The sequence below is a fragment of the Veillonella parvula genome, assembly GCF_048309325.1.
Classification (GTDB): Bacteria; Bacillota; Negativicutes; order Veillonellales; family Veillonellaceae; genus Veillonella; species Veillonella parvula_T.
In genome coordinates, this window is sequence record NZ_DBFBTX010000005.1 from 116,771 (window position 1) to 130,680 (window position 13,910).

At 39.6% G+C, this 13,910-nt stretch carries 11 protein-coding genes; all 11 read left to right on the plus strand.

Going from position 1 to position 13,910, the window contains the following annotated elements; genetic code table 11:
* Nucleotides 1-11: 11 nt before the first annotated feature.
* A complete protein-coding gene (locus ACMKPP_RS05170; protein ID WP_418369378.1) occupies nt 12-1,703 on the plus strand; it encodes a selenate reductase in 1,692 nt (563 codons plus the stop codon).
* Nucleotides 1,700-3,049 (plus strand): dihydropyrimidinase, encoded by a 1,350-nt coding sequence (hydA, locus tag ACMKPP_RS05175; protein ID WP_418369379.1) that lies wholly within the window; start codon nt 1,700-1,702, stop codon nt 3,047-3,049. The genes ACMKPP_RS05170 and hydA overlap by 4 nt, the downstream gene beginning before the upstream one ends.
* A 17-nt stretch (nt 3,050-3,066) precedes the next feature.
* Entirely contained in the window at nt 3,067-5,616 is a 2,550-nt protein-coding gene (gene xdh, locus ACMKPP_RS05180; protein ID WP_004696528.1) for a selenium-dependent xanthine dehydrogenase, read from the plus strand.
* A gap of 145 nt (nt 5,617-5,761) precedes the next feature.
* Nucleotides 5,762-7,147 carry a nucleobase:cation symporter-2 family protein gene (locus ACMKPP_RS05185; protein ID WP_004696527.1) on the plus strand — a complete coding sequence of 462 codons (1,386 nt, stop codon included), beginning with the start codon at nt 5,762-5,764 and terminating at the stop codon, nt 7,145-7,147.
* Nucleotides 7,148-7,351: 204 nt separating this feature from the next.
* Nucleotides 7,352-8,539 (plus strand): RuBisCO large subunit C-terminal-like domain-containing protein, encoded by a 1,188-nt coding sequence (locus tag ACMKPP_RS05190; RefSeq protein WP_205112520.1) that lies wholly within the window; start codon nt 7,352-7,354, stop codon nt 8,537-8,539.
* A 105-nt stretch (nt 8,540-8,644) separates the two neighbouring features.
* Nucleotides 8,645-9,451, plus strand: coding sequence for an MBL fold metallo-hydrolase (locus ACMKPP_RS05195; protein WP_008714316.1), 807 nt, complete (start codon nt 8,645-8,647; stop codon nt 9,449-9,451).
* Nucleotides 9,452-9,453: 2 nt separating this feature from the next.
* Nucleotides 9,454-9,933, plus strand: a complete 480-nt coding sequence (gene rlmH, locus ACMKPP_RS05200; protein ID WP_418369380.1) for a 23S rRNA (pseudouridine(1915)-N(3))-methyltransferase RlmH — start codon at nt 9,454-9,456, stop codon at nt 9,931-9,933.
* A 111-nt stretch (nt 9,934-10,044) separates the two neighbouring features.
* The gene (locus tag ACMKPP_RS05205) at nt 10,045-10,500 is read left to right on the plus strand and encodes a CBS domain-containing protein (protein WP_004696521.1); all 456 of its coding nucleotides are present in this window, start codon (nt 10,045-10,047) and stop codon (nt 10,498-10,500) included.
* Between the two features lie 163 nt (nt 10,501-10,663).
* On the plus strand, nt 10,664-11,968 hold the full coding sequence (tig, locus tag ACMKPP_RS05210; RefSeq protein ID WP_295814413.1) for a trigger factor: 1,305 nt from the start codon (nt 10,664-10,666) through the stop codon (nt 11,966-11,968).
* Nucleotides 11,969-12,004: 36 nt separating this feature from the next.
* Complete coding sequence (gene clpP / locus ACMKPP_RS05215; RefSeq protein ID WP_004696517.1) at nt 12,005-12,598, plus strand: ATP-dependent Clp endopeptidase proteolytic subunit ClpP; 594 nt, start codon at nt 12,005-12,007, stop codon at nt 12,596-12,598.
* Nucleotides 12,599-12,610: 12 nt separating this feature from the next.
* Entirely contained in the window at nt 12,611-13,864 is a 1,254-nt protein-coding gene (gene clpX / locus ACMKPP_RS05220) for an ATP-dependent protease ATP-binding subunit ClpX (protein ID WP_295814422.1), read from the plus strand.
* Nucleotides 13,865-13,910: the final 46 nt, after the last annotated feature.

Sequence of the window (13,910 nt, forward strand, 5' to 3'; positions counted from 1 at the left end):
AGTGTGACATTATGAGTGACATTATGTATCCGGTAAGTTTCGGAAATTTGATGAACCACATTATGACTGAGTACAAGATGTACAATCGTATTTACAATGTAAATAAAATTCATCGTACGAATCATGATCAACGCTTATCTATCTTTGGTAAATCCATTGAAAATCCTGTAGGTCCAGCAGCTGGCCCTAATACACAGTTGGCACAAAATATTGTGGCATCTTATGTAGCTGGTGCTCGTTGTATTGAATTAAAAACCGTACAAATCATGTACGGTGAAGAACTAGGTATTCCTAGACCTTGTATCTACTCTGTAGATGAAGCATATAATGTAGAATGGTCTTCTGAATATAGCTGTGATGAAGCTGCTGATGAATACATTAAAGCTTGGTTCGCATTAAAATTAATCTCTAAAGAATTAGGATTAGGCGATCCAGATGGATTCTTATTCATCATGAGTGTTGGCTACAACTTAGCTGGTATCAAGAGCCCTATGGTTGATAAATTCATCAACACAATGCGCAGTGCATCTCAATCTCCAATGTGGGATACTTGTAAACAATGGTGCCTTGACCACGTAGATGAATTTGAACATATTGATGCTGATTTCATCAACTCTATTGGTGATGAACTTTGTCAAGCAATCACATTGTCCACAATGCACGGTTGCCCAGCAGAAGAAATCGAATCCATTTGTTCGTACCTTATCAGTGAAAAAGGTCTTCACCTATACTTAAAATGCAACCCTACATTGTTAGGTCCAAAACGCATTAGAGAATTATTGGATAAAGCTGGCTTTGAATACATTGACTTTGAAGACCATCAATTTGAAGTTGACCTTCAATTCGATAAAGCTGTTCCAATGTTAGAACGTCTTATCGCTCTTGGTGAAAAACACAACAAGATCTTTGGCGTTAAATTGACAAATACATTCCCTGTACAAATTCACAACAATGAATTGCCAGGCGAGCAAATGTACATGTCTGGTAAATCCTTGTTACCCGTAACAATTGGTGTAGCTGAGCTTTTAAGTGCTCAATTCGGCGAACGTTTACCAATGTCTTATAGCGGCGGTGCTGTAAAACAAAACATTAAAGCTATCTTTGATTGTGGTATCTGGCCTGTAACAGTATGTACAATTCTTCTGCAAGGCGAAGGTTACAATACTTTCAAAGGTTTAGCAGACGAAGTAGAATCTACTGATTACAAAGCTGCTTTAAAAGTTCATAAAGAACTTATCGCTGAACTTGCTAAAGACATCGCTGAGAACAAAATTTTCAAGAAGAGCGATGCTATGAAGAAGAAACGTGAAGCAATGCCATCCTTCCCTAGTACACGTAGCTCTGACTATCACTGCCGCGTAGTTTGTGGTGCTTGTGTTCGCGTATGTCCTAATAGATGTAATGAAGTCGTTACTGTAAATGATGCTAAATTGATCGTCCATGTTGATCAAAGCTGTAATGAGTGTGGTAACTGTGCATGTCATTGCGTAGAACCTTGTCAACCATACAAGGATCGCATTACATTCTTCCACAATGCTGAAGCTTTAGCAGATAGTACAAATGATGGTTTCTACATCACAGGCACTAGCTGTGGTTATCGCTTCAAAGGTGAAGAAGCCGTATGTGACATTGATGCATTACCTGAAGAATTGAAAGGAGTTGTACATGCATTCTGTAAAGAGCATGTGTACTATGTATCATGATTATCATACAACAAGGGGAATTGGTCTTAACTGATCGAATCCTTACCGGAGATTTATTAATTGATGGTGATAAAATTGTCGCCATCGATGAACACGTTCCTGTTCCAGAAGGGGCTAAAGTAATTGATGCAAAAGGTTGCTACGTATTCCCAGGATTTATAGATCCTCATACACACTTTCAAATGACCAATGCTTTAGCCTCGACTGCGGATGATTTTGATAGTGGTACGAAGGCTGCTATCCTTGGTGGGACTACTTCAATTATCAATTTTGCTTCTCCTGAGGATGGCTCCCTTTGTAAAGGCTTAGAGGTTCATAAGGAGCGTGCTGCAGGGCATTGCTCCTGTGACTACAAATTCCATATGGAGCTTGTAGAAATGAATGATACGGTGGCCAGTGAAATACCGAAAGTGGTTAAAGCTGGTGTATCATCCTTTAAGGTATATTTAGCTTATGGGTTCCGTTTAACGGACCGAGAAATTTATGACGCTATTGAAGCTATAAAACCAACAGGCGCAATTGTAGGGGCTCACTGTGAAAATGGGGACCTCATCGATGCACTCGTAGCTGATAAGCGTAAGTGCGGTGACTTAGATATAAGTAACCACCCACTTACAAGACCTGCTATGATTGAATCGGAATCGATTAAACGATTTAGTACAATCGGCGCTTCTCTAAATTATCCAGTACATGTTGTGCATGTAAGCTCTAAGGAAGGGGTAGAAGAAATCCTTCGAGAACGTGCACTAGGGCATGCAGTGACTTGTGAAACATGTCCACAGTATTTGGTACTTGATGAATCACGATATAGTTTACCTGATTATGAAGGGGCTAAATACGTGATGAGTCCACCTCTTAGAACTGAAGTAGATCAAATGACATTGAAGGACGCTTTAGTAAATGGTACTTTCCAAACTATTGGCTCCGACCATTGTAGCTTCAATTTTGAAGGGCAAAAATTAAAAAGTCGTCATGACTTTACTCGTATTCCTGGTGGCATTCCAGGTGCTGAGGAACGGGGCATCGTTGCTTATGATGTATTGGTAAACCAATGCAATATGAGTGCCGTAGATTTTATGAAATTAGTTAGTGAAAACCCAGCAAAGCTATATGGCATGTATCCCAAGAAGGGTACATTAGCTGTAGGTAGTGATGGGGATATAACAATTGTAGATAAGCATATAGAACATATGCTTTCAAAAGAGTCCGCCCATACAAAGGCTGACTATATACCTTACGAAGGAATATCTGTAACTGGCAAGGTTCGAGATGTTATCCTTAGAGGTCACCATGTGGTACAAGATGGATCCTTAACAGAATCGTATCTTGGTGAATGTATTCCTTAATGAGAGGAGGGCTATATATGTACCGCTTTCAAGTGAATGGCACCCAATATGAGGTTCAAGAGGATCAACGTTTAATTGATTTCTTGCGAGCTGATTTAAAGTTGACGGGCACTAAAGAAGGTTGTAGTGCTGGTGCATGTGGTACGTGTACAGTAATTATAGACGGAAAAAAAGCAAAGGCTTGTGTAAGCAAACTATCTCAATTAGACGGTAAATCAATTGTCACGATTGAAGGTTTATCTGAACGAGAAAAAGCAGTATACACCTATGCTTTTGGTGAATGCGGAGCGGTGCAGTGTGGTTTCTGTATACCAGGTATGATTATTAGTGCAAAAGTATTGATTGACGAAAATAATGACCCTACACCTGACGATGTTAAAAAGGCGATATTAGGTAATATTTGCCGTTGTACAGGCTATGTAAAAATTGAAGAGGGCATTATGCTAGCTGCAAAAATGTTCCGTGAGAACTTACCAGTTCCAGAAAAGGATACAAATGGTAATGTAGGCGCTCGTTTACACCGTGTAGATGCGGAGGAAAAAGCATTAGGTACTGGACAATACTCTGATGATATCTATATGGATGGCATGATTTATGCCAAAGCATTGCGTTCTAAATACCCACGAGCTAGAGTTGATCGTGTTGATGTGTCTAAAGCTCTTGAACATCCAGCATGTGTAACGGCATTGACTGCTAAGGATGTACCATTCAATAAGACTGGTCATTTAGTACCGGATTGGGATGTACTTATCGCCGAAGGTGATATTACACGTTATGTAGGCGATGCAATTGCACTTGTTGCAACTACAGAAAAGAAATACTTAGACGAAGTATTGGCTCTAGTTGAAGTTGATTATACTGAATTAGAACCCGTACTAGATCCATTGGAAGCACTAAAACCAGATGCTCCTCAGTTACATCCAGAGGGAAATGTATTATCTCGTCAAACATTATCTCGTGGCGATGTAGATAAGGCTATTGCAGAGGCTGCTTTTGTAGTAACAAATCATTATTCCACACCTCAAACCGACCATGCATTTATGGAACCAGAATGTGCCGTTGCATATCGTGAGGGTGATGAAATTCATCTGCATTCAGGTAGCCAAAATGTTTATGATGATCGTCGTGAAGTTGCTCGTATGCTTGGTATTCCGAATGAGGCTGTAAAGGTTCACAGTATGCTCGTAGGTGGTGGCTTTGGTGGTAAAGAAGATATGACCGTACAACATCATGCATCACTCGTAGCTTGGCTTACAGGAAAACCAACTAAGGTACTTTTCTCCCGTCAAGAAAGTCTCAATATTCATACTAAACGTCATGCGATGGAAATGGATATTACAACAGCTTGTGATGCGGAAGGTAATTTGGTAGCAAGTAAGGTAAATATCGTTTCTAATTGTGGCGCGTATGCATCTTTAGGTGGTCCTGTACTTCAACGTGCTGGTACTCATTCTTGTGGCCCTTATCACTTTGATAATTTTGCCTTTGATGGTGTATGTGTTTATACAAATACTGTTCCTGGTGGTGCATTCCGTGGGTTTGGCGTAACACAAACTATCTTTGGTCAAGAGCAAAATATTGATGAATTAGCTGCGTTGGTAGGCATGGATCCTTGGGAATTCCGCTACAAAAATGTTGTACGCCCTGGTGACTCATTACCAAACGGCCAAATTTGTTCCAAAGAAACCGCTTTAGTAGAATGTTTGGAAGCTGTAAAAGATGCATATTATGCCTCTGATCGTACTGGCCTTGCGGTATGTTTGAAAAATAGTGGTATTGGTGTAGGACTACCTGATACGGGTCGCGTTATTTTAGAAGTACGTGATGGTAAAGTTCGTATTCGTACGGGTGCCGCTTGTATTGGTCAAGGCATGGCTACTATGGCAACACAAGTACTTTGTGAAACGACAGGCTTAACGGCGGATAAAGTATTTGTAGAACGACCTGATACAGTACGTACACCAGATTCTGGTACAACTACTGCATCTCGCCAAACGCTCTTTACCGGTGAAGCAACGCGTAAAGCAAGTCTTCGCTTAAAAGAAATGTTAGATACTAAAACATTAGAAGAACTGAATGGCGTAGAGATTTATGAAGAGTTTCTCGGTGAAACAGATCCATTTAATTCTGATAAATCGCATCCAAAAAATCACGTTGCCTATGGTTATGGTGCATGTGTAGCAACAATTGGTGAAGACAATAAGGTTGCTAATTTACATGTAGCATACGATGTAGGTCGTGTAGTGAACCCTCAATCCTGTACAGGTCAGGCCGAAGGTGGTGCCATTATGGGAATGGGGTATGCCGTTACAGAAGACTTCCCTTATAAAGAAGGGTATGTAACATCTAAATACGGTACGCTAGGACTTCTTAGAGCTACCCAATGTCCTCCAATTCATGTAAGTCTTATCGAAAAAGGGACACCAGAACAATATGCATACGGTGCTAAAGGTATTGGCGAAATCTCTAGCATTCCGATTGCACCGGCTATTGCAAATGCGTATCGTCGTATCGACGGAGAACCACGTAGGTCCTTGCCGATTAAACATACAGGTTATAAAAAATAGAATATTTGCTTAATGGTAGGGGCTTTTGCCCCTAGCCATCAAGGTTCCCACGTGAAGTCGATGAGATTTCTAAACTCTATCATGTACGATAGTATGACTATATTGTTTAACTAGTAACTAAAACGTAAGATATGAGGTGATTCTTATGAGTAAAGGTGCATCTGGTGTCGACCATGTAGATGGTATGCTGCCAATCCCGCAGTTATTCGCTTATGGTTTACAGCACGTTCTGGCTATGTATGCTGGGGCAGTAGCTGTACCAATTATTATTGCACAAGCTATGCATTTGCCAATTGAAGATTTAATTCGTTTGATTACAGCTGACTTATTTACATGTGGTGTAGCTACATTGATTCAAACATTAGGGTTCGGACCTGTCGGTGGTCGCATTCCTCTTATTCAAGGTGTAACATTTGCTTCTGTAGGTCCAATGATTCTGATTGGTCAGCAGCATGATATTACTACCATTTACGGTGCGATTATCGTAGCTGGTCTCTTTACATTCCTTGTGGCACCATTTTTCAGTCGTTTGATTCGGCTATTCCCACCTGTAGTAACAGGTACTATCATTACTATTATTGGTATCAACTTGATGCCAGTAGCTGTTAACTGGATGGGGGGGGGCGTAGGCAATAAAAACTTTGGCGATCCACTATACATAGCTCTTGGTGTAGCTACATTTGTTCTCGTTGTATTAACTTATCGATTTGGTAAAGGTTTCCTTGGTAATTTGGCAATCTTAGTTGGGCTTATTCTCGGTACAGCCTTAGCTATGATTGTTGGTATTACAGATTTTTCAGAAGTAGGGCGTTCTCAATGGATTTCTGTTGTGACACCATTCTATTTTGGCCTTCCAACCTTTGACTTTGCTTCTATTGTATCTATGATTATTGTAATGCTCGTAGTTATGGTAGAAACAACTGGTGATAGTATTGCAGTTGGAGAAATCGTAGATAAACCTATTGGTCAAAAAGAGTTGGCTGCGGTACTTCGTGCGGATGGCTTATCCACTATTATTGGTGGTATCCTTAATAGTTTTCCGTATACAGCATTTGCTCAAAACGTAGGTCTTATTGCTGTAACACGTGTTAAGAGTCGTTTCGTTGTAGCAGCATCTGGTGTAATTTTAATTTTATTAGGCCTTTTCCCTAAATTAGCCGCTATCGTAGCTTGTATTCCAAATGCTGTACTAGGGGGCGCAGGAATTGCTATGTTCGGCATGATTATCGCCAGTGGGATTCGTTCTCTTGGTAAAGTTAGTTTCGATGGTAACTATAACCTGATGCTAGTTGCCATTAGTATTGGGGTATCCATGATTCCTCTTGCAGCACCTCAATTCTATACACACTTTCCAGCATGGGCTCAAATTCTTTTGAAATCTGGTATCACAGCTGGTAGTATAGTAGCTGTTATTTTAAATGTAATGTTTAATGGTTTTGGTTATAAAACTGTTAATGAACCTAATCGTGCGACTCGTAAATATCGTCACTTCACACGATTCAAAGGTTATCCTAAACATTTCTACCAATAAGATATAGTTAGACGAGTTTACTCTCATGCGATTATATGTATTGTCTCTCACAGTAGAAACCTTGTTAGTATAGGTAAAACATCAATATATATGTTTTCGTTTGTTAAAAAGATCTCACTCTGATTTGGAGTGAGGTCTTTTTTTATGGAATCGTATACTACTTTGGTATATAATTAAATAATATTATTGTAAAGGAGACGCATTATGAAAGACGAGCGATTTATAGTTATATATAGAATAGAAGCGAGTACATATGAAGAAGCAAAATCAATTGCTTGGGCTGTTCAAGTGGAGCAAACCATAGAATTTCCTTATGAGTTTGTAACGGATCCATACATTAAAGAAACTATTACTGGTCGACTAGAATCTCTTGAACCTATAGTAGAAGACTCTCCTTATATCAATGTAGGTGTGATGCCAAATGCTGTAATTGACACCTCTCGTTACTATTTGGCTCGTATTTCATATCACGTAGATACCACGGCCTTAGAGGCTACACAATTTTTAAATGTTGTCTTTGGTAATTCTTCGTTACAGCCACATATTTGGGTAGTAGATATTGAACTATGTCCAACACTTTACGATGTGTTTAAGGGACCACGATTTGGCTTGCAAGGAATTCGTTGTTTAGTGGAAACCCCGACGCGTCCAATGATTCAAGCCGTTGTAAAGCCGATGGGAACACCAAACGGGGAATTGGCTCGCATGTGTGGAGCCTATACACGTGGTGGGGCAGATGTCATAAAGGATGATCATGGTATTTCTAATCAGTCCTTCTCTCAATATAAAGATCGTGTAAAACGATGTGCTTCTATGGTACAGGAAATGAACACTACACATGGGACACATACATTATATGCAGCAAATGTATCTGGTGATGGCACAGACGTATTGGAACGCGCTTATTTTGCCAAAGAGGCTGGTGCTACAGCTCTCATGGTGGCTTCAGGTCTCGTTGGTTTCGGTTGGTTACACAAATTAGCTACTGATGAAAAATTACGATTGCCTATTATTCATCATCCCGCTTATTCTGGTGGATTTGTGAGCCCTGGTGTATCTGGTGTAGCCGATTACTTACAACTAGGTTTATTACCTCGTATTTTTGGGGCTGATATGCCAATCTTCGTATCTTATGGTGGACGCTTTACTTTTACAGAGGAACAATGCAAGAGGATTTCCTCTTACATTAAACGACCAATGGGCTTGATGAAGGCGGCTTGCCCTGCACCAGGTGGTGGCGTTACAGATACTCGTCTTAATGAACTTGTTGAGCTGTACGGAAATGATACGATGTTCCTTGTTGGAGGCGATATGTTCCGCAGAGGGCCAGATATTGAGGCTAATATGTCGTATTTTGTAGAGCGTCTGACTAAATTATCTGAAAGAACGTAATAATAGCTTGAATTTAAATGAGTTAATACAATATTTAACTAAATAACTAAGCTATTGACTTTTACAGAAATAATAGATTTATGATTAAGTATATGGAGTGTTTTGATGAGTGAATCCTCACCGTTGGAGGTCCATGTCCTTGCCAGTGGTAGTAAGGGCAATTGTACAGTGATAAAAAAAGGGAACTCCGTCATATTGCATGATGTAGGCATCAGTTGTCGACGCATTGTCAATGGGTTAAAAGAATTACAAATTGATATGGCACAGGTAGAGGGTATATTTGTCAGTCATGAACATAGTGATCACATTGCGGGATTACAACAATTACTAAAACGATTTGATATTCCTGTGTATACGAAGCAAGGCACCTGGCGTGAAATCCAAGATAAGTTAATCGTGCCAAAGAATCGATTAATCGAGCTTACAAAGGGCAGTTTGACGTTGGGGAGTCTAATTGTGGAACCTTTTTCGGTAAGTCATGATGCGGCTGATCCAATTGGTATAAATGTGTTTGCTGGGAACGATAAGGCAACTATTGTCACTGATACAGGCGTGATTTCAGATGATATTTTACGTAGAATTGATGATACGACTCTGTTAGTGCTAGAGGCGAATTATGATCCTCATATGTTGCGATTCGGACCATATCAGCCGTTTTTGAAACAAAGGGTGGCTAGTGATGAAGGTCATTTGAGTAATGAAATGGCTGCGCAAGCACTACTCATGATGAAACGTCCTGATTTTATGCAAGTTATATTGGCCCATCGTTCTGAAAATAATAATAACTCTGTCCTTGTTACCCAAACTATTGGCAAAATGCTTGTGGATGGTGGTGTTCGTATTGGACCTGAAATGAAGTTACAACATGGTCAGCCTAATGAAATTGTGTCCATCCAATCTGTGAAGAGGTAAAAATGAGATTTTATGTAGTCTGTATCGGCAAATTGAAGGATGCTTATTTACGTGAGGGCGTAGCAGAGTTTGTGAAACGCATGCGCCCCTATGGTGGCATTACAATTACAGAGCTGAATGAAAGTAAAATTGGAGATAAGCCGAGTAATGCGGATCGCAAACAAGTCGTTGCAGAAGAAGGAGACCGTTTATTAAAAGCGGTCCCTAAAAATGCGTATACCGTATTACTTGACGTGTATGGCAAACCAATGTCCTCTGAAGAACTCGCTAAGACGGTATCTAAGCTTGAGGTGGATGGTGTTAGCGATATGGCTTTCATTATTGGTGGTGCCTTTGGGGTGAGTGATACATTACGTCAGGCTGTAAATTATAATTTATCTTTTAGCCCTATGACTTTTACTCATCAAATGGTTCGATTGCTACTTGTAGAACAAATTTATCGAGCATCAAAAATCAATCGTAATGAACCTTATCATTGGTAGAAGACGTAGACTTAAAAATTATTTGTATAATACTTTCAGAAAAAAGGAGTTTTATTATACTGTGGCGAATAGTATAATAAAGCAAGATGTATTTGTAAGGAGGAATTCACTATGAAAATCCAAGAAGTAATGAATAAATACCCTGTTACTGTTGGCAAAGATGCGCCAATTTCTGATGTAGCTGATTTATTGGTTAAATATAATTTAACAGCTGTGTCCGTAGTGGATGATGATAATAAGTTGTTAGGTATTATCTCTGAAGGTGATTTACTTTATAAAAAAGTACGTCCTCATGTGCCTCATTATGTTAATGTATTAGGCGCTAGCATCTATTACAATGGCATCGGTGAATACAATGCTCAATTTAAAAAATTATTGGCATCTCACGTTCATGAGTTGATGACTGATGAAGTAATTACAACCACACCGGATAAAGATGTAGAAGAAATTGTATCTGTTATGCTTGATCAACATTTGAAAAATGTGCCAGTTGTAGATAAAGAGTACCGTTTGATTGGAATTTTGTCTCGTCGGGACATTATCAAATTGATTGCTAAAGATAACTAATTGGCATAATTATGTAAAATATGTAAAGACCACCCGTTTTGGGGTGGTCTTTTAGTGTATATTGAGAAGAATTGCATTGACCTTGCATTTATGTTATTATTAGGAGTGCATAATATACTACAGAAATTTGGGCATATTGCCCTTCGAGGAGGACATATTTTAAATGAAAGCAACTGTAAATCCTGTTGATCAACACGTAGTAACGTTAACTATTGAAGTACCTGCAGCAGAAGTAGATAAGGGCATTAAACAAGCTGTAAAACGCATTGCAGGTCAAGTGAACATCCCTGGCTTCCGCAAAGGACATGCGCCTCGCCGTATTTTGGAAATGAACTTCGGTAAAGAAGCTATCTTGGAAGAAGCGTTTGAAGTATTGGCTAGCCAAAACTATAGTGCTGCACTTCGTGAAAATGATATCGTGCCTGTATCTGAACCTGAAATCGAACGGGAACAATTCGAAGAAGGCAAAGATTTGATTTTTAAAGCTACTGTAACTAAACGCCCTGAAGTTAAACTTGGCGATTACAAAGGCTTAGAAGCAGATAAACAAGATGCTACAGTATCTGATGAACAAATCGAAGAACAGTTGAACAATATTCGTGAACAACAAGCAAAAATGGTTGTTGCTGAAGAAGGCGCTACAATTCAAAAAGACGACTTTGCAGTAATCGACTTTGCTGGTTCCGTTGATGGTAAACCATTTGATGGTGGTGAAGGTAAATCCTACCCATTACAAATCGGTTCTGGTAGCTTCATTCCTGGCTTCGAAGATCAATTGATTGGCGCTAAAGCTGGTGATGATGTAACTGTAAAAGTAACATTCCCTGAAGACTACTTTGTAGCAGAACTTGCTGGTAAAGAAGCAGAATTCAAAACTCATATCCATGATATTAAACGTAAAGAATTGCCTGAGTTGAATGACGAATTCGCCAAAGAAGCAAGCTCTTACGAAACTATTGAAGAATTGAAAAAAGATCTTCGCACTAAAATGGAAGAAGAAGCTTCCCGTCGTGCAATCGATACTTACAATGCGGACTTGATTCAAACAGCTGTTAAAAATGCAACTGTAGAAATCCCAGAAGTAATGATTGAAGATCGCGTAGAACAAATGATTCAAGAGTTGGCTATGAATATGGAAGGCCGTGGCTTGAAACTTGATGACTACTTGAAATTCTCCAACAAAACTATCGAAGATTTACGCTCTGAATATAAAGATTCCGCAGCTGAAAACGTACGTGCTGATTTAGTATTGGACGCTATCGCGACTGCTGAAGGTATCGAAGTAACTCCAGATGATATGAACCGTGAAATCTTCATTATGGCTCAAAACTTTGGAGCAGATCCTAAAGAAGTTTGGGATATTATTGCAAAAGAAGGTCGTGTAGCTATGTTGGCAGGCTCTGTAGCTCGCAAAAAAGCAGCTCGATTCATTATTGATAATGCAAAAGGCGCTGAAGCGGCAGAATAATAGCTTGCTTAACTAGGTACATGAAAAGGTGATTACATGTATGTACCAATCGTAGTTGAACAAGGTGAACGCGGAGAGCGTTCCTATGATATTTACTCTCGCTTGTTAAAGGATCGCATTATTTTTCTTGGTGGGCCCATCGATGATAATGTGGCAAATGCGGTTATTGCGCAAATGTTATTCTTGGAAGCAGAGGATCCTGATAAGGATATCCATTTGTACATCAATAGCCCTGGCGGTGTTGTAACCGCCGGCATGGCTATTTATGATACGATGCAATATATCAAACCAGATGTGTCTACTATTTGTGTAGGCTCTGCGGCGAGCATGGGTGCTGTGCTTTTAACAGCTGGCACTAAAGGTAAACGATATGCGTTGCCTCATGCGCGCATCATGATTCACCAACCATTAGGTGGTGTACAAGGACAAGCATCTGAAATTGAAATCCATGCCCGTGAGATTCTTCGCATGCGTGAAGAGTTAAATGGTATCTTAGCTTCTCGCAGTGGACAAGATATTGAAGTAGTAGCTCGCGATACAGATCGCGATAACTTCATGAGTGCTCAGGATGCCGTTGAATACGGCTTAATCGATGAGGTACTCACAAGAGAACCTGTAGAAAGCAAGTAATGGAGGCGCCCCTTGGCAAAAGATAAAGATACTATGCGCTGCAGTTTTTGTGGACGCACAAGCGAAGAAGTCCGCAAATTAGTGGCGGGTCCTAACGTGTATATTTGTGACGAATGTGTTGAAGTTTGTGAACGCATCATTGCAGATGAGTTGGGTGCGGTTGAGACGGACGACTTCAATTTAAAAGAATTGCCAACGCCTAGAGATATTAAAGCTCATCTTGACGAATATGTTATTGGTCAAGATGATGCTAAAATCTCTTTAGCTGTGGCCGTATATAATCACTACAAACGCTTACAAACAGATAATGTAGTAGATGATGTAGAATTACAAAAGGCTAATGTATTGTTCATTGGTCCTACTGGTAGTGGTAAAACACTATTGGCTCAAACCTTAGCGAAAATGCTAGAAGTACCATTTGCTATTGCAGATGCTACAAGCTTAACTGAAGCTGGGTATGTGGGGGAAGATGTAGAAAACATCCTGCTCAAAATTATTCAAGCTGCAGATTATGATATAGCTCGGGCTGAACGGGGCATTATCTATATCGATGAAATCGATAAAATTGCTCGTAAGTCTGAAAACCCTTCCATTACACGTGATGTGTCTGGTGAAGGTGTACAACAAGCATTGCTTAAAATCTTAGAAGGTACCGTTGCTTCTGTTCCTCCTCAAGGTGGTAGAAAACATCCTAATCAAGAAATGCTTCAAATCGACACTACAAATATTCTCTTTATTTGTGGTGGTGCATTTGATGGTATGGACAAAGTTATTACTAAACGTACCGCTAAGAAAACACTTGGTTTTGGTGCAGATGTACAACGTAAAGAAGAACGTAATGTATCGGCTATCTTAAAAGATGTTGTACCTGAAGATTTATTAAAATTTGGTTTGATCCCTGAATTTATTGGTCGTTTACCTGTAATGGTAACATTAGATCAGTTAGACAGAGATGCGTTAATTCAAATTTTGACAAAGCCTAAAAATGCATTAACAAAACAATATGAAAAAATTCTATCCCTTGATGGTGTAGAATTAACTTTCACTGAAGATGCATTAGAAGAAATCGCTGATGAAGCTTTACAGCGAAAAACAGGTGCTCGTGGTTTGCGTGCTATCATTGAAAAGGTGATGAAACGCGTTATGTTCGAAGTTCCTTCCATGCCGGAAGTAACTAAGTGCATTGTGAATCGTGAATCCGTATTAAGCACAGGTGAACCTATACTCAAAAATGAGGCAGACCAAGACATCCAGTTGAAATCGTAATTCGAAGAAACTCATTTCTGTGTAGGAATGAGTTTCTTTTCATAAT